Source organism: Caulobacter sp. (genome assembly GCF_965279145.1).
Taxonomy (GTDB): Bacteria; Pseudomonadota; Alphaproteobacteria; order Caulobacterales; family Caulobacteraceae; genus Caulobacter.
Map to the genome: position 1 here is coordinate 3,570,766 of NZ_OZ257139.1, position 17,570 is coordinate 3,588,335.

The following is a 17,570-nucleotide window of genomic DNA, read 5'->3' on the forward strand; positions in this document are numbered from 1 at the left end:
GCCGATGGCGGGCGGCGGCTGGTCAGCGCGCCTGGCTGCTGGGATGGGCTATCGGCCCTGTTGATTGAACAGGCCGCCTTTCAGGCCGCCTTCCTGACCGGGGGCGGCCTGGCGATGGCCCGTTTCGGCCGGCCCGACATGGGCTTGGTCGACGCCGGTGAGGTCGAGCAGACGATCGCCATCATCCGTGATCGCGTGGCCCTGCCGCTGATCGTCGATGGCGATACGGGTTTTGGCAACGCCCTGAACATGCAGCGCACCGTCCGCCGCTTCGAGCGGGCCGGTGCGAGCGCCATCCAGATCGAGGATCAATTGGCGCCAAAGCGCTGCGGCCACATGGCCGGCAAGGCCATGGTTTCCAAGGCCGAGGCGGTGGGCAAGCTGAACGCGGCGCTGGACGCGCGCGAGCACGCGCTGATCATCGCCCGCACCGATGCTGTGTCGGTCGAGGGTTTCGACGCAGCCATCGATCGGGCCGAAGCCTATCTCGAGGCGGGCGCCGACCTCATCTTCGTCGAGGGGCCGCGCACGCTGGCCGACACCGCGGCGCTGGGCTCACGGTTTGGCCAGCGGGTTCCGCTGGTGCACAATCTCGTTGAAGGCGGGACCACCGCCGTCCGCGGCGGACCCGCCCTGCAAGCCCTGGGTTTCGCCATCGCCCTGCATCCGCTGCTGCTGCTGCACGGCTTCGCCAAGGCCGCGCCGGGCTGGCTGGCCACGTTGCGCGACACCGGCTCGACCGATGCGATCGCCGACCAGTTGGCCGACTTGTCGGCGATGAACATCCTGACCGGAGCGCCTGACTTGCTGGCCGCCGCGCAACGCTATGGAGACGGCGCGTGAGTCCTGCCGACTTGAACAGCGACTACGCCCATGCCGGTTTTGGAGGCCAGCTTGCCTTCGGTCTGCGCCCAGCGCTGCTGATCATCGACGTGGTCACGGCCTATCTCGATCCCGCCTCGCCACTGTACGCGGGGGCGGAAGACGCCCTGGCCTCCAACGTCCGTCTGGCCGCTGCGGCCCGCGCGGCGGGATTGCCGGTGATCTTCACCAACGTGCTCTACGAGCCCGGCGGCCGCGACGGTGGGATATTCTTTAAAAAGGTGCCAGCCCTCAAGGCCTTCGTTGTGGGCTCGCCGCTAGGCGCTTTCCACGCCGACCTGACGCCGCAGGAGGGGGACATGGTAGTGTCCAAGCAATACCCTTCGGCCTTCTTCGGCACGCCCTTGGCCTCGACCCTGCGGGCCCTGAACATCGATACGGTGCTGGTCACCGGCTTCTCGACCTCGGGCTGCGTGCGGGCCTCGGCCTTGGACGCCCTGCAGAATGGCTTCGCCCCGTTCGTGGTCGAGGAGGCGTGCGCCGATCGCGATCCGGCTGTTCAGGCCGCCAACCTGTTCGACATCCGCCAGAAGATTGGCGAGGTGATTGACGAGGCTCAAGCTCTGAAGCTGGTGTCCCAGTTCGCCGCCCGACCCAATCCCTAGCCAGCGCTCCGAGGCCCCCGTTCGCGCGCGCTATACGACGCTGGGCGGGTGAGGGGCAAACCCTTCGGTCTGATCGCCTGCCGATCGAACGACCAAGCGTCGCCGCCATCCTGTGCGTTCCGCATTAGGCTCGAACGACGAGCCGGGAGCTGTTGCATGCTGTTGTCGCGAAGGGCGTGGTTGAGTCAGGCCGGCGCCAGCCTGGCGGCCAGCGGCGCGCAAGCTCAAACGGTCGTGATTGACGGCGTCGAACGTCCGCGCGATCTGGCGCGATCGCGGCCCGGCGGGGTGTCGGCCGCCGCCCTGGCGCAAGCTCAGGGGATTTCCGATCGTTTTGACGGCACGTCGTTGCTGGTCTGGCGTGCGGGCCGGATGGTCTGCGAAACCTACGCGCCCGGCTTTTCAGCGCTGTCGCCGCTGACCACCTATTCGATGGCGAAGTCGGTGCTGGGCTTGGTCTATGGCCTGGCGTTGCAGGATGAGGTGATCGGATCACTGGACGCGCCGGTCGGCGACTATCTCGACGAATGGCGGGACGATCCGCGCGCCGCGATCACCCTGCGACAGCTGCTGCAAATGCGCAGCGGCTTGAAGCTGTATTCGCTGGCTCAAAAGGACGAACGCGCCCTGGCCCTGCTGTCGGGGGCGCGGGTCACGCAAACGGCCTTGGCTACGCCGCTGGAGCGGACGCCTGGCGCAGTGTTCGAATATGCCAACGTCAACAGCCAGTTGGCCGGCACAGCGCTTGATCGCGCCCTGAAGCGAAAGGGATTGGGCGGCTATCACCCCTATATGGCGCGGCGATTGTGGCGGCCCCTGGGCCAGGCCAGCGCGACGCAAGGCGTGGAGTTCGTCGGCGGCGAGCCGCGCTTCTTCGCCAATCTCGACGCCACGGCCCGCGATTGGCTGCGGTTGGGAATCTTGCTGGCCGATGATGGCCGCTTCGAGGGCCGCCGCATCGTGCCGGGCGCATGGATCGCCGAGATGCGCAAGCCTTCGCCCAATCCAAATTACGGCCTGCAGATATGGCTGGGCTCGCCCTGGACCGCCCAGCGGTCCTATGGTCCGAACGCGCCGCAGACCGTGGCCTGCGAAGAACCCTATCTGGCGCCCGACATGGTGTTCTTCGACGGTTCGGGCGGCCAGCGGGTCTATATCTCCGCAGCCCTGCGCCTGGTCATCGTCCGCACTGGCAAGGCGTCGTGGGCGTGGGAAGACTCCGCCTTGCCCAACACCATCATCAGGGGGCTGGCCTGATGCGCCGGTGCGCGGGAAGGAGCCTCCGCCGCTCGCCGCGGCGCGGCCTGGCGTTGGCCGTGGCCGCCGGCCTTCTGGCGGTGGCGTCGAGCGGTCGGGCCGCCGAGGATGACGAAGCTGTCTATCTGCGGCGGTTCTCGGAGTTCGGAAGCAGCGCCCGCGACTCCTACGACACCCTGGAGGCGACCCTGGGCGCCAAGCGTCTCAAGCCTCTGCCGCTGGCCGCGCGGCCCTCGATCTCCAGACCGGCCCTGGAACAGGCCCGCGCCTATGCCGCGGCGAACAACTCCAAGGCCTTGTTGATCTGGCGAGATGGGGTGTTGGAGGACGCATCCTATTTCGACGGCGCCACGGCCGCCACGCCGCTGGTGTCGCGCTCGATGGCCAAGCCGCTGGCGGCCATCGCCGTCGGACGCGCAATCCAGATGGGCAAGATCAAGTCCCTGGACCAGCCGGTGAGCGACTTCATCACCGAGTGGAAAGGCGCCCCCAAGGCGGCGGTCAAGGTGCGTCACCTGCTGGACATGACCGCCGGCTTCCTGGGGCAGGGCTTCAGCGCCGATCCCGCCAACATCTGGAGTCGGTCCTATCTGCATCCGCGCCACGACAGGATCCTGATCGACGACTACCCGCTCATCGACACGCCGGGGGCGACATACAACTATGCCAACGCCACCGCCGACATGGTGGCCCTGGTGATCGAGCGGGCGACGGGCATGCGCTACGGCCAGTTTGTCTCGCGCCAGGTGCTGGTCCCGCTGGGCGCGGCGGGCGGCCAGATCTGGATCGATCGGCCAGGCGGCCTGGCGCACTCGGGGTGCTGCATTCTGTTGCCCGCGGAGTCCTGGCTGCGTCTAGGTCTGCTGCTGATCGACGACGGGATTTGGAAGCGCCGCCGCCTGCTGCCCGCCGGTTATGTGGAGGCCATGCGCACGCCGACACTGGCCAATCCGCATTTCGGTCTGGGCGTGTGGGCGGGGCCCTATGCGCCCCGGCGCGGCTTTGGCCGGCCTGGCCAGGGCCTGGGGGCGGTGCTGCACGGCGAGCCGTATATGGCCGAAGACCTGTTCCTGTTCGACGGCAATGCCAATCAGGTTCTGTACATCGTGCCGTCGCGGCGGCTGGCCATCCTGCGGATGGGCGGCCCGCCGCCGAAGTCGCCGGAGTGGGACAACGCGATCCTGCCCAACCTTGTCCTGCGCGACCTGATGTCTCGCCCCGCCGCCAAATGATCGCCAGGCGGGCGTTGAGGGCAGGGCCGAATGGCCCGCGACCGGCGCGGCGCTAGGTATCGGGTCTGTGATTTTGGAGATGCGACCTTGGGTTCGACCCTGATCGAGAAGATCTGGCGCCGCCATGAGGTGGCCGTGCTGCCGGACGGCGCGAGCCTGCTCTATATCGACCGCGTTCTGCTGCACGAGCGCACGGGCTCGATCGCCCTCAAGAGCCTGGCCGAGGCTGGCCGGGTGGTCCACGCCCCCGATCAGGCGCTGGTCTGCATGGACCATATCATCGACACCTTTCCCGGGCGGACCGACCAGACCCTGATGCCCGGCGGCACGGCCTTCATCCAGGAGACGCGCGCCAGCGCCCGGGCGGCCGGTATCGAGGTGCTCGACATCGGTGATCCGCGCCAGGGGATCGTCCACGTGGCCTCGCCTGAGCTGGGCGTTGCGCAGCCGGGGGTGACACTAGTCTGTCCCGACAGCCACACCTGCACGCAAGGCGCGCTGGGAGCGCTGGCCTGGGGCATCGGCTCCAGCGACGCCGAGCACGCCTTGGCCACCCAGACCCTGGTGGTGCGCAAGCCCCGGATGATGCGGGTGCGCTTCGAGGGTGCGCCAACCGCGGGCGTCACCGCCAAGGACATGATCCTGCACCTGATCGGCCGTCACGGCGCCAGCGGTGGTGCGGGTCACGCGGTCGAATTCAGCGGCCCGGCGGTCGAGGCCTTGTCGATCGAGGCCCGCATGACCCTGTGCAACATGGCCGTGGAGTTCGCCGCCTGGACCGGGATCATCGCGCCCGACGCCAAGACCATCGCCTATGTCGAGGGCAGACCGTTCGCGCCGACCAGGGCGCAATGGCCTGCGGCCCTGGCCGACTGGGCCGACCTGCATAGCGACTCCGACGCGGTGTTCGACACCGAGATCGTCATCGACGCCGCCGACATCGCGCCGACCCTGACCTGGGGCGTCAGCCCGCAGCACGCCCTGCCGGTGACTGGTATGACGCCCGACCCCGTCGCCCAGGAGGATGCGACGGTTCGCGCCGCGATGGAGCGGGCGCTGGCCTATATGGGGCTGGAGGCCGGGCAGGCGCTGGAAGGGCTGCCCATCGACGCGGCCTTCATCGGCAGTTGCACCAACAGCCGGCTATCGGACCTGCGGGCCGCCGCCGCTATCCTCAAGGGCCGCAAGGTCGCCCCCGGTGTGCGCGCCGTCTGCGTTCCGGGTTCTACCCAGGTCAAGGCTGCGGCCGAGGCGGAAGGTCTGGACGGGGTGTTCCGCGACGCCGGCTTCGAGTGGCGCGAGGCGGGCTGCTCGATGTGCTTCTTCGCCGGCGGCGAGCACTTTTCCAGCCAGCAACGGGTCGTGACCACCACCAACCGCAATTTCGAGAACCGGCAGGGCCCAGGCGTGCGATCGCACCTGGCCAGCCCGGCCACCGTCGCGGCTTCGGCGATCGCCGGAGCCATCGCCGATCCTCGCAAGCTGGGAGCGGCCTGATGGACAGGTTCACCACCCTGACCGCCGTTGCCGCGCCGCTGCTGCGGCCCAATATCGACACCGATGCCATCATCCCCTCGCGTGAGATGAAGGCCGTGGCCAAGACCGGCCTGTCGGGCGGGCTGTTCGCCAACTGGCGCTACACCGAGGTCGACGCTCGGGTCGAGAACCCCGACTTCGTGCTGAACCAGGCGGCTTTCCGCAAGGCGCCGATCCTGTTGTCCGGGCCAAACTTCGGCTGCGGCTCGTCGCGCGAGCATGCGGTCTGGGCGCTGCACGAATACGGCGTCCGGGCGATCATCGCCCCGTCGTTCGGCGCGATCTTCCAGGGTAACTGCATCCGCAATGGCATCCTGCCGGTGGTGCTGCCCGAGACCGTCGTGGCCGCCCTGGCCGCCGGGGCCGAGGCCGGCAGCGCGCGGCTGACCGTCGATCTGGTCGAGCAGGCGGTGGTGGCCGCAGACGGGACGCGCCACGCGTTCAGCGTTGATCCGGCCGATCGCCTGATGCTGCTGGAAGGCCTGGACGCGGTGGGTCTGACCCTCAAGCGCCTCGACACCATCCGCAGGTTCGAAACCGACCACAAGTCCGCCCGGCCCTGGCTGTTCATCCGGCCGGCCGACGCCCAAACCACATCTGGATCCGCTCCATGAACGCTCCCAACCTTCCGCTGGCCGGGCTCAAGGTCGTCGAATTCACCCATATGGTCATGGGGCCGACCGTCGGTCTGGTGCTGGGAGACCTGGGGGCCGAGGTCATCAAGATCGAGCCCCTGGGCGGCGACAACACCCGCCGCCTGAAGGGCTCGGGCGCGGGCTATTTCCCCATGTATTCGCGTAACAAGAAGAGCCTGTGCGTCGACCTGAAGTCAGCCGAAGGCAAGCAGGTCGCGCTGGATCTGATCGCCGGCGCCGACGTGCTGATCGAGAACTTCCGCCCCGGGGCCATGGACGCCCTTGGCTTCGGGGCCGAGGCCCTGGCTGAGCTCAATCCGCGCCTGATCTACTGCTCGGCCAAGGGCTTTCTCAGCGGCCCCTACGAGCACCGCGCCGCCCTGGACGAGGTGGCGCAGATGATGGGAGGCCTCGCCTACATGACGGGTCCGCCCGGGCGGCCGCTGCGGGCCGGCTCCTCGGTGATCGACGTGATGGGCGGGCTGTTCGGCGTCATCGGCGTGCTGGCGGCCCTCGCCCAGCGCCAGGCGACCGGGACGGGGCAGACCGTCAAGAGCGCCCTGTTCGAGAACTGCCTGTTCCTGGTGGGCCAGCACATGGCCCAGTACGCCGTGACGGGTCAGGCCGCCCGTCCAATGCCGGTTCGGGTCTCGGCCTGGGCGATCTACGACCTGTTCCAGACCCAGGACGACGACCAGGTGTTCGTCGGCGTGGTCACCGACGGCCAGTGGCGGGCGTTTTGCGCCGCGTTCGATCTGGATGATTTTGCCGCCGACGAAACCTATGCCGCCAACAATGGCCGCGTGGCGGCCCGCGACGTGATCATCCCTCGCGTCCAGGCGCTGTTCTCCACCTTTACCAAGGCCGAACTGCTGCCTCGTCTGGAAGCGATCGGTCTGCCGTTCGCGCCGGTCGCCCGGCCCGAGGACCTGTTCGAGGATCCTCACATGGTGCAGAGCGGCGGTCTGTCGGCGATCACCCTGCCGGGCGGCGGAGAAACCCGTCTGCCGGCCCTGCCGATCGAGATGGGCGGCCAGCGGTTCAACCAAGCCCACGTCACGCCGGAGGCGGGCGCCGACACCCGGACGATCCTGGCCGCCGCCGGCTATGGGGAAGACCTGATCCTGGATCTGATCGCGCGCGGCGTGGTCGCGGAGGCCGTGGCATGAGCAAGACCCACATAGAGATCAGCGAAGTCGGACCGCGCGACGGCCTGCAGAGCATCACGCCGATCATGTCGACCGCCGACAAGAAGGCCTGGATCGCCGCCGAGGCGGCGGCCGGCGTGCGCGAGATCGAGGTGGGCTCGTTCGTGCCGGCCCGGATCCTGCCGCAGCTGGCCGACACCGCCGAGCTGGTCGCCTTCGCCCGCACGATCCCCGGCCTGACGGTCGCCGTGCTGGTCCCCAACTTCAAGGGCGCCGCCGCGGCCGTCGAGGCGGGCGCTCACAAGATCACCATCCCGCTGTCGGTCAGCGAGACCCACAGCCTGCGCAACGTCAACCGCACCCACGCTCAGATGCTGGAGGAGACGGCCAGGATCGCCGAGCTGATTATGGGCCGGCCCGAAGCCGAGCGGCCCAAGTTCGAGGGCGGGCTGTCGACGGCGTTCGGCTGCACCCTGGAAGGCGCGATCCCCGACGCCACGCTGTTGCGTCTGGCCGAAGGGCTGATGGCCGCCGGCTGCGATGAGGTCGGGCTGTCGGACACCACCGGCTATGCCAACCCCGCCCAGGTCAAGCGCCTCATCCGCCTGGTGCGGGGCGCGGTCGGCGAGGCTGCGGTGACCGGCGTTCACCTGCACAACACCCGGGGTCTTGGACTGGCCAACGTCCTGGCCGCGCTGGACGAGGGCATTGTCACGGTCGACGCGTCGCTGGGCGGTATCGGCGGCTGTCCATTCGCGCCGGGCGCCAGCGGCAACATCGTCACCGAAGACCTGGCCTTCATGCTCGAAGCCATGGGTTATGAGACCGGCGTCGACCTGGAAGCCTTGATCGCCGTGCGCCAGCAGGTGCAGGCGGCGCTGCCTGCCGTGGAGCTGTACGGCTTCACCCCGGAGTCGGGACTGCCCCTGGGCTTCGCGCAGGGGCAGGGCTGGGGCGCGAGTGTCTAGAACAGGTCAGACACCGGCCACCGCCGCGCGTTCGACCGAGTCGTCGTCGGCCAGGCGCGACCGGTCGTCCAGCGCCATGGTCGGCGCCGTGGTCGGCGTTACCGCCGGCCAGGCGGGCAGGGCGGCGTGGGTCGGCTTGCCGTGCCGAGCGAAGGCGATCCAGGTATCGGCCATCAGGTCGGCCATGGTCTCGGCCCGGGGACCGCCGCCGGTCGAGGTGGCGCACAGTTGGGCATTGTGGAAGACCAGCGGAATTTCGGCGCAGTGATAGGCGCCGGGCGTCGCGTCCAGCACCGGGGTCTGCCAGTCGAAGCGATAGAGCCAGGCCTGGCCGCCGGCCCTGGCGTGAAGCTGGGCCTGCTCGACGGCGTTGGCGCGGTTGAAGCCAGCCGAGCTGATGATCGCCGAAAGCCGGGCCGGGGCTTCGTAGGGATGGCGTTCCCGGAACAGTTTCAGGATGCTGTCGGCCCGGCCGCCATAGCTGCGGGTGAGGGCGGCCAGAAGATCGGCGTCTGTCGCGGGCGCCAGTTTGGGCATGAAGACCGCCGGATTGAACTCATGCTGCGTCGAGCCGATGAGTAGCGCCGCATCAACGACGGGCGGGCCGTCATGGGTGTCGCGCGGAATGCTGGTTCCGTCGATCGAGGGCGCCCAACCCACGGTGGTCCACAGCGCCTGGCCGGAAAGGGGGAAGCGCATGATCTTGGCGCGCGCCACGGCCTCGGCCGCCATCAGCTGTTCGATCGGCGCCGTTTTCAGCACCGACAGGTCGCGCCCGGAAATCCCCATCGCCTTGAGGAACTCGGCCGCCACGCGCTCGGTGTCCGCCGCCTTGAAGACGTGGGGCTGAGATCCGCTCTGAACGATACCTTTGTGAAACAGCCCCCGGGCGGCCGGCATGGCCATCAGGACGCTGATCTTCAGGCCGCCGCCGGACTGGCCAAAAAGGGTGACGTTGCCGGGATCGCCGCCGAACGCTGTGATGTTGTCGCGCACCCATTCCAGGGCCGCGATAATATCGAGCATGCCTGCATTGGGATGGGCGAAGTCCTTGTCGTCGGTCAGCCCCAAGGCGTTCAGATAGCCCAGCACGTTGAGGCGGTGATTGAGCGACACCACAACCGCGTCGCCGCGCCGGGCCAAAGCTTCGCCATCCTGGCTGCGGTGCGCCTGGCTGGAACCGGCCGAATATTGCCCGCCGTGGATCCAGACCATCACCGGGCGGCGGCGGATGTCGGCGGCGGGTGTCCAAACGTTGAGGCGCAGGCAGTCCTCGCCGTGAACGCCGTCGTCCTTGGGCATCAGGAAGCTGGCGATCTGGCTTTCGGCGCCGGTTTGGCGTTCCTGCGGGCAGATCGGGCCATAGCTGACGGCCAGACGCGCGTCGGCCCACGGCATGGGTGGCTTGGGCGGCAGGAAGCGGGCCTGGCCGCCGGTGTCGGCGCCGTAGGGTATGCCCTTGAAGATGCTGATCCCGCTGGAGCGATAGCCCCGGACCTTTCCCGAAATCGTCGGCGCCACCAGGTCGCCGGGTGTGCTCACCAAGGCCTGGGACGCGGACGCCGCTGAAGCCGTTGGCGAGGCGAAGGCGACCGCAGAAGCTGTTGCCAGCCCCACGCCGCCCGTGAACACTGCGCGCCGCGACACGCCCTTGAGATTTGAGGGTCCGATCAAGGCTGAACTCCAAGAAAAAGGCCGCCGGAGGACCGGCGGCCGCAGTTTCCGAGGGGGGAGGAGAACCTTAGAAGCTGGCCGAGACCGTCATGCCCAGCGTGCGCTTTTCACCGAAGGACGGTGCGTACTGGCGCAGGCTCAGGACGGTGAAGGCGTTCTGGATGTAATCCTCGTCGAGCAGGTTCTTGCCCCACACGAAGGCCTTCCATTGGCCGTTGTCGATGCCGAGACGACCATCCACCAGCGTATAGGCGGCGATGCTCACCAGGTTCATCGTGTCCTGATACTGCTTGTTCTGGTAGGTCACGTCGACGCCGGCGAAGTAGTTCCAGTCACCGACCAGAACGTCCTTGTATTGAGCGCCGACGGCGGCGCTGAAGCTGGGCGAGCCTTCCAGCTGCTTGCCGCTGATATCGCCGCTACGCGGACAGATCACGTTGTCGCAAACCCCGGCATAGTTCGGCGAGATCGAACCGTCGGCGTATTCGGCATGGGTCCAGTTGGCCGAGCCCGTCAGTTGCAGCTGATGGATCGGACGCCACATGCCGTCAACCTCGACGCCGTAAGCGGTCGCGTTTCCGATCGAGCGATAGATGCTAGGCGGCGTTGCGCCCAGCACGACATTGTTGATGTCGTAGCCCGAGGGGGTCGAACCTTGTTGCTTGTTGGTCCAGTCGACGTAGAAGGCGGAGGCGTTGAAGATCAGCGACCCGCCGCGGAAGGTATTCTTGCTCCCCACTTCGTAGGTCCAGTTGGATTCCTGGTCGAAGGTCTGCTCCGCTGTTGTCAGGACCGTGGTGCCCGCGACATAGCCGTTGAAGCCGCCGGCCTTAACGCCCTTGGCCGCCGAGGCGTACAGCATGTTGACGCCGCTCAGCTTGTACTCGGCCGTCACGCGGGGCGTGAAGTCCTTGAAGCTGTTGGTCAGGATCGGCCGGGTGGTGACCGCAGCGCGGCCCAGGATGTCGTTGAAGCTGACATCGGTCTTCGAATAGCGACCTTCAGCCGAGATCGTGGCGCGATCTTCGAGGAACTTGAACGAACCGCGGGCGAACACCGCGTTGACGTCGTAGTTGGCGTCATAGCGGTTGTAGGCGATGATCCCGGTGCGCGAGAGCGGATTGGTCGACAGTCGGGTCAGGGCAACGCCCGGGGCCACCAGGCGGATGCCGAATAGGAACTGGTCCTTGGCTTCCGAGTGGAAGTAGCCGATGTCGCCCTTGAACGGGCTGTCGGCGGGCTCGAACGACAGTCGCAGGTCGTGGCTGGCATAGGCCAGCTTGCCGCCTTCGTGCTGCTGCGAGATCGTTGTCTTGCCGGTCGGGTTGTAGGTGTTGCTGAAGAACGAGAAGTCTTCGATCGCTTGACCGCGAGCCGAACCGAACAGGTAGTGAAGACCGAAGGTCTCGTTCATCTGGTAGTCGGCGCTGATCTTGATCAGCTTGGTCGAGCTGATCGCCGGTGGTTGTTCGGCGGCGAACAGGCCCTTTGGCGGCGTGCCGACGCCCGAGCGTAGCGAGGCCGGGTTGACAGGCAGCGTACCGCAGAACATCGAGCCTTGGGGGTTGACCGCATTGGGCACGCCGCAGTTGGTGCGGTCTTCGACGAAGGTGCCGTCGACCTCATAATAGGGGCGCAGGTATTCGGTGCGATTGACCTCGCTATAGTAGCCGTTGATCGTCAGCTTGTCGGTCGGCGTGAATCGCAGGGCACCCGACCAGGCGTCGCGCTCGGAGGCGCCGAACTTCTTGTACTTGCCCGACACGCCCGGAAGCTTGTTGTTCCAGGTGCCGTCGTAGCTCGATTTGGCGATGAACACGCGACCCGACAGGATGCCGTCGATGATAGGGCCGCCAACAGCAACCTGCGCCGACTTGTCGGCGCTGCCGGCGGTGACCAGCAGATTGCCCGCGAACTCATTGGTCGGGGCTTTGGTGACGTAGTTGATCGCGCCCGAGAAGGTGTTGGCGCCGTAGAGCGCGCTCTGAGGGCCCTTGACCACTTCGATGCGGTCCCAATCGCCCAGCGAGGTGTTCACCATATAGCCGCGCTGGAGATAGACGCCGTCGATGAACACGCCGACATTACCGACCGCGTTCTGGACGTTGGACTGGGCTAGGCCGCGCAGCGTCGCGCTGCCGTTGAAGCTGGTGACGAAGTCCTTGAACTGCAGGCCCGGCGTATAGCGCGAGACACCTTGCAGGTCGGCCACGCCGCGTTCGGCCAGCAGGGCGCCGCTCTGGGCGGTGATGGCCAGAGGCACGTCTTGCAGGCGTTCGGACGCGCGACGAGAGGTCACGACGATCTCTTCAAGGGCGATACCGTCGTCGCTGGGCGCCGCGGTCTGGGCCAGGGCGGCCGTGGACAGCATGGCGGCGGTAAGTGCGCCGATGGAGACGCTGGACAAGGTGTTTGGACGCAAACGCATTAGGAACCCCTCTTTGTTGTTGCGTTGATCCTGCCAGCGATCCGTCCGCCAAAGCGGCTCATCGATCAAAGTATTCGCCTGTCGGATGGTGTTCAATAAATTCGCTTTCTGGTGACTTTTGCGGCCGATTTTTGATCAATGTCATTGAGTGTGAGTAAATTGACGGGCCATGAGGATTGCGCATGCCTTGGATATCTCATCCCGCGCGCGATTGCGTCGATGAATAATGGCAACTATTGGTAGTTTTGGGTGAATTAGGCGGCGTTGATCAGCATGGCGCGGCTATGCTCGGCGATGCCGAACTCCGCATAGTCCATGCCCAAGCCTGACTGGCGGGCAAAGGGCATGGGCAGGGCGGCGCTGAACGCGCCGTGCTGGTTGATCCAGGCTGTGCCCACTTCCAACTCGCGCGCCAGGGCGACACCCGCGTTGATGTCGCGAGTCCAGACCGATCCGCCCAAGCCGTATTCGTCCTGGTTGGCCATGGCCAAAGCATCTTCAGGTCGCGAGAACCTAATCAACGGCAGGGCGGGGCCGAACTGCTCCTCATCGACCAAGCGTGCGCCATGGGTCAGGCCCTCGACAATGGCGGGGCGCAGGAAGAAGCCCGGTCCGTGGTTCAGCGGGCCGCCAGTCAGAATCCTGCCGCCGGCCTGGCGGGCGTCATCCAGCAGCCCGACGATCCGGGCGTACTGGGCGCCGTTCTGGACGGGCCCCATGTCGGTGGCCGCGTCCCAGCCGGCGCCCACCTTGGTGGCTTCGGCCAGGGCGACCATGCGATCGCGGACTTCGTCGTGGATCGCGTCATGTACATAGAGGCGCTTGATCCCGGCGCAAAACTGGCCCGCGCCGGCGAACGCGATGGCGAAGATGAACGGCGTGGCGCGATCCAGGTCCGCGTCGGGCAGCACGATGGCCGCGTCGTTGCCGCCCAACTCCAGGGTCAGTCGCTTCAGGGTCGGGGCGGCGGCTGCGGCGATGGCGCGGCCGGTTGCCGTCGATCCGGTGAACGAGACCTTGGCCACCATCGGATGGCTGGTCAGCACGACGCCGACGTCTGCGTCGCCAGCCACGACGTTGAATACGCCAGCCGGAAAATGGCCACGCGCCAGTTGACCCATATAGAGAGCGGTCAGCGGGGTGAACGGCGAGGGTTTAAGGACCAGGGTGTCGCCGGCCAGGAGGGCGTTGGCGATCTTGGCCAAGGCCAACACGACAGGCCCGTTCCAGGGCGCGATCGCTGCGACCACGCCCAGCGGGCGATGCTCCAGACGCGCGACGCCGCCGCCGGCCTTGATGTAATCGCGGTCGGGCAGGGTCTGGGCGGCGATGGTCCGCACATAGTCGATGCCAGCCAGAACCTCTGACAGGGCGCGCCGCAGCGGCTTGCCCGTCTCACAGGTCAGCAGGATCGACAGGGTCTGCTGTTGCTCTTCCAGGGCCTTGGCGAAGGCTTCGAGCCGCTCGCGGCGATCTTGCCAGGGGGTGCGGGCCCAGGCGGGAAAGGCGGCGTGGGCCGCCCGCACCGCCTGTTCAGCGCCGGCCGCATCGACGATCGGGGCTTGGGCGACAAGGGTCTCGCTGACCGGGTCCAGGATGTCCAAATGACTGGCGGCGGCGGCGTCCGCGCCATCAATGGTCATGGCCAGGGATAGGCGAGCGACCCAGGCCGCTGGATCGCGGGGCGCGGCGGCGTAGAGCGCGTCAGGCATTGTCGGTCTCGGTAGTGAGTTTGACGCTGTCGCGTGGATAGAAGTGGAGGAAGATCGAGCTCATCGCGAGGAAGGCGATCGAACCGATCATGCACAGATAGATGCCGAAAATCGCACTGGGCGGCTGCTCGACCGGACCGCTCTTAGAGGCGATGTAGCCCATGGCCCCCAGGATGACGCCCGTCAGAGAGGCGGCCAGGGCGAAGGAGGCCCGTTCAACCACGGTGTAGACACCGGCGAACACCCCTTCGCGACGCAGACCCGTGCGGCGAAAATCCTGTTCGATCGCGTCTGGCAGCAGCGCCTGGCCGATCAGCAACACGCCGCCCGAGGCCAATCCGTTGAGCACGCCAATCAGCATGATGGTCGACGTCCCGGTCTGCGGGCCGCAGAACGCCCAGGGAATGGTTGTCGCGGCCAGGCCAAGGCAGCCTGCATAGTAGGTGGCGGCGCGCCCATGGCGATTGGTGATCTTCACCCACAGCGGCTGAGCCGCCAACATGGCCACGGACTTCACCAGGAAGAAGTAGCCCAGCACCTTGTAGTTCTTGTGGAGAATCTGGGTGAACAGGAACGGCGTCAGGACCGTGGTGACCGCCACATACAGTAGGCTGGTCATCTTGATACCCATCAGGATCGAGAAGTGGCGATTTTGGAAGGCGGTGCGAAACTGCGAGACCAAGCCGTGGGAATGGCTCTCGACCCGGGTCGTAAACTTGGCCTTACCCGTCGAGGCGAAGCATGTGAAGCCGGTGATCAGCACCACCACGGCGACGATGATCGACATCGTGGCGTGGCCGGCCAATCCGCCGCCTCCGCCGGCGATGATCAGCGGCGCGACGAATGAGCCCATGATCTGGCCCAGACTGGTCGCGCCCACACGATAGGCCATCAGCTTGGTGCGCTGGGCCCTGTCGTTGGTCATCTCGGCGGGCATGGCCAGATAGGGGATAACGAAGAGGGCGTATCCTGTGGCGTTGGCCAGCAGCGCGACCCCCGCGAAGGCGATCAGGGCCGCGCCGCTCAGGCTGCTGGGGATGCTGAACAGCATCCAGAATGACAGGGCCGCCACGATGGTGCCGAGCAGCATGAACGGACGGCGACGGCCAAAACGGCTTTTGGTCTTGTCGCTGAGGATGCCAATGAACGGATCAACGACGGCGTCATAGAGTTTGGACGCGCCGAACAGCAAGCCCGCGACGCTGGCCGCCAGGCCGACGTGATTGACGAGATAGCCCAGCAGCAGCACGCTGCTGGCCGAGTAGATGGTGGCCATGGCGAAAGTGCCGATCGCCCAGCCGAGACTGAGTGACAGCGACAGGCTGTCCGGTTCGGACGACGGTTGGCGGGCCATGGGCCACTCCTGAACTACGAGATCACGGAAGCTAGGCGGCGGCGGCGTCGTCGCGCTAGACAAGCGGAATTGTATCCGACAGGCGGTCACGCTCCATGGGCGACCATGTCGCGGCGCCTGTTATTGAACCGAGATTCGGCGTCCCACGACGCGCAGGTGCTCCAGCATCGCTTGGCCAGCGGCGCTATGGGCAGCGTCAGCGCGATAGATGAGGCCGCCGCGAGGGCGCCCTGCCGGGGTCTCGACGGCCAGGCGGACCATGCGTTCGGCGATCAGCGGCGACTGGACCACAGCGTCGGGCAGGATGGTCAAGGCGTCGCGGCCCGCGGCCAAGCTGACGGCCAGGGGAATCGAAGCGCAGCGCGCCAGGCGTCGCGGGACCTTAGTATGGCGGTCGTTGAAGTACTGTTCGAAGGCTATTGCCAGGGCCTCGGCGCCGGCCAGCACCCACTCGGCGGCGCTTAGGTCCTCGATCGACACCCGAGGACGCCCCAGCAGCGGATGATCTGCCCGAACATGGACGCTGCAAGGCAGCTCCAGCAGGGTCTCATAGACGAGGCCAGGTTCGCGCCGGGTGTCGAACAGCGCGAAGGCCATGTCAGCCCGACCTTCCAGCACCTTGCTGCTGAGGTCTGGTTCATCGCCGGTCGAAACCCGCAGTTCGATGTCAGGGTGCGCCGTCATGAAGGCGTCCAGCGCCTCGGCGCCGAAGGCGAAAGTGAAGGTGTTGTGCAAGCAAAGTTCAATGCGGCCCGCCCGTAAGCTCTGCAGCGCTTTCATCTCGGCGATGGCGCGCAGCCGTTCGTTCCAGACGCGTTGGGCCAAGGGCAGGAAGGCGCGCCCCTCAGCGGTCATGGCCACGCCGCGCGCGCTTCGCTCGAACAGCGCCACGCCCAAGTGACCTTCAAGGGCCAGCAGGCTGCGGCTGACGCCCGATTGCGACAGATTCAGTTCCTCGCCCGCCGCGCCCAAACTGCCGGTGCGGGCGATGGTCAGGAAATGGCGGAGCTGTTGCATTTCCATGGCCGGGGCTCCGAGGGGTTAGCTGAGAGGCTTGCGCGCCCGCGTCACCCACGGATAGCCGCCATCGGCCAGGGCATAGGCCTCAGCGTTCTCATAGCCCAGTTCGCCCAGCACCTGAGTCCAGTCTGTCAGGCCCGCCTGAGTAAAGAACGGCTCGTCGCGATGTTCGGTCTCCCAGTTCAGCAGCACGGCGCTGAACGGATCGACGGCGCGGAACGGTGGCGGGTCGGAGATCACGATGTCGCCGCCTGGCTTGAGGATGCGCAGCATCTCCTTGAGCAAGGCGCGATTGTCTTCAACCGGCAGTTCGTGATGCAGGGCATAGGTGACCACGGCGTCGAAGCTGGCGTCCGGCTCGCCGGTTCGCAGGGCGTCGCGGCGCTTGAGTGTCACATTCAGGCCCAGCTTCTCGGCCAGTCGCGCGCCGCCGCGCAGCATCGACGGGCTCAGGTCGCAACCGACCAGCTCGGCCTTGGGAAACGCCTCGGCCAGCGCCGACAAGGTCGGCACGCCGCCGCAGCCGGGCTCGAAGATACGGTCGTAGTGGGCCTTGGGCAGTTGGGCGATCACGTCGCGGCGTTGCTGGCGGATGTTCTCGCCGACCGGCACGGCGGCATAGCCACCCAGCCGGAAAACCAATGGCGCCAGCGCCAGGCCGCCGACATAAGGATAGAGGTCGTAGCCGTCCCAGCCACCCGGGCGCAGGTGCCATTCCACTTCGCCGTGGTAGGCCGGCCCCTTGTCGTCGAGCAAAAGGTCCAGATTGGCCGGCTCGTCGGCGGCGGGTGAGGCCAGGCGATCTCGACGGGTCTCGACGGCGATGATGCCGCGATCATAGATCTGCTCGGCCACGTAACGCTGGTGGAAGCGCTCCAGTCGGTAGATCCGATCACTTTCGGCGGCCCACGTCGCGGCGGTCAGGTCGTCCTCGATCTTGTTGGGGGAGCCGCGCATGCCGCCCTCGCGCAGCAAGCGCTCCCCGACAGGACTGGCCTCGAAGCGGGCCTTGGCTGCAGGTCGAAGCAGGCTGGCGGCGGCTTTCTGGGCCGAACCCAGCATTTCCATGCCAGCGCGACCGTGCTGGGCCAGGGTGGGGGTGGCGCTCATGACGATCTC

At 66.9% G+C, this 17,570-nt stretch carries 14 protein-coding genes; 8 read left to right on the top strand and 6 right to left on the bottom strand.

Annotation, left to right across the window (positions count from 1 at the left end):
• Window positions 1–18 precede the first annotated feature (18 nt).
• From ACQY9P_RS16660 to ACQY9P_RS16695, 8 genes are all read left to right on the top strand, one after another.
• The gene (locus ACQY9P_RS16660) at window positions 19–843 is read left to right on the top strand and encodes an isocitrate lyase/PEP mutase family protein (RefSeq protein WP_421738314.1); all 825 of its coding nucleotides are present in this window, start codon (window positions 19–21) and stop codon (window positions 841–843) included.
• Entirely contained in the window at window positions 840–1,487 is a 648-nt protein-coding gene (locus ACQY9P_RS16665; protein ID WP_421738099.1) for an isochorismatase family protein, read from the top strand. Before ACQY9P_RS16660 ends, ACQY9P_RS16665 begins: the two co-directional genes overlap by 4 nt.
• A gap of 156 nt (window positions 1,488–1,643) precedes the next feature.
• Window positions 1,644–2,744 carry a serine hydrolase domain-containing protein gene (locus ACQY9P_RS16670; protein WP_421738098.1) on the top strand — a complete coding sequence of 367 codons (1,101 nt, stop codon included), beginning with the start codon at window positions 1,644–1,646 and terminating at the stop codon, window positions 2,742–2,744.
• Window positions 2,745–2,803: 59 nt separating this feature from the next.
• Window positions 2,804–3,976: a serine hydrolase domain-containing protein gene (locus ACQY9P_RS16675; RefSeq protein WP_421738097.1), complete on the top strand. Its 1,173-nt coding sequence runs from the start codon at window positions 2,804–2,806 to the stop codon at window positions 3,974–3,976.
• An 87-nt stretch (window positions 3,977–4,063) separates the two neighbouring features.
• Entirely contained in the window at window positions 4,064–5,473 is a 1,410-nt protein-coding gene (locus ACQY9P_RS16680) for a 3-isopropylmalate dehydratase large subunit (protein WP_421738096.1), read from the top strand.
• The gene (gene leuD, locus ACQY9P_RS16685) at window positions 5,473–6,126 is read left to right on the top strand and encodes a 3-isopropylmalate dehydratase small subunit (protein ID WP_421738095.1); all 654 of its coding nucleotides are present in this window, start codon (window positions 5,473–5,475) and stop codon (window positions 6,124–6,126) included. Before ACQY9P_RS16680 ends, leuD begins: the two co-directional genes overlap by 1 nt.
• Window positions 6,123–7,316 (top strand): CaiB/BaiF CoA transferase family protein, encoded by a 1,194-nt coding sequence (locus ACQY9P_RS16690; RefSeq protein WP_421738094.1) that lies wholly within the window; start codon window positions 6,123–6,125, stop codon window positions 7,314–7,316. The genes leuD and ACQY9P_RS16690 overlap by 4 nt, the downstream gene beginning before the upstream one ends.
• Entirely contained in the window at window positions 7,313–8,263 is a 951-nt protein-coding gene (locus tag ACQY9P_RS16695) for a hydroxymethylglutaryl-CoA lyase (RefSeq protein WP_421738093.1), read from the top strand. Before ACQY9P_RS16690 ends, ACQY9P_RS16695 begins: the two co-directional genes overlap by 4 nt.
• 6 nt (window positions 8,264–8,269) lie before the next feature.
• Here ACQY9P_RS16695 and ACQY9P_RS16700 read toward each other — a convergent pair whose 3' ends face one another.
• The 6 genes from ACQY9P_RS16700 to ACQY9P_RS16725 form a co-directional block, all read right to left on the bottom strand.
• Window positions 8,270–9,784, bottom strand: coding sequence for a carboxylesterase/lipase family protein (locus tag ACQY9P_RS16700; protein ID WP_428150527.1), 1,515 nt, complete (start codon window positions 9,782–9,784; stop codon window positions 8,270–8,272).
• Between the two features lie 220 nt (window positions 9,785–10,004).
• A complete protein-coding gene (locus tag ACQY9P_RS16705) occupies window positions 10,005–12,365 on the bottom strand; it encodes a TonB-dependent receptor (protein WP_421738091.1) in 2,361 nt (786 codons plus the stop codon).
• A gap of 254 nt (window positions 12,366–12,619) precedes the next feature.
• Window positions 12,620–14,077, bottom strand: a complete 1,458-nt coding sequence (locus ACQY9P_RS16710; RefSeq protein ID WP_421738090.1) for an aldehyde dehydrogenase family protein — start codon at window positions 14,075–14,077, stop codon at window positions 12,620–12,622.
• Window positions 14,070–15,431: an MFS transporter gene (locus tag ACQY9P_RS16715; protein ID WP_421738089.1), complete on the bottom strand. Its 1,362-nt coding sequence runs from the start codon at window positions 15,429–15,431 to the stop codon at window positions 14,070–14,072. Before ACQY9P_RS16715 ends, ACQY9P_RS16710 begins: the two co-directional genes overlap by 8 nt.
• A 120-nt stretch (window positions 15,432–15,551) precedes the next feature.
• Window positions 15,552–16,454 carry a LysR family transcriptional regulator gene (locus ACQY9P_RS16720; protein ID WP_421738088.1) on the bottom strand — a complete coding sequence of 301 codons (903 nt, stop codon included), beginning with the start codon at window positions 16,452–16,454 and terminating at the stop codon, window positions 15,552–15,554.
• Window positions 16,455–16,472: 18 nt separating this feature from the next.
• On the bottom strand, window positions 16,473–17,561 hold the full coding sequence (locus tag ACQY9P_RS16725) for a class I SAM-dependent methyltransferase (protein WP_421738087.1): 1,089 nt from the start codon (window positions 17,559–17,561) through the stop codon (window positions 16,473–16,475).
• Window positions 17,562–17,570: the final 9 nt, after the last annotated feature.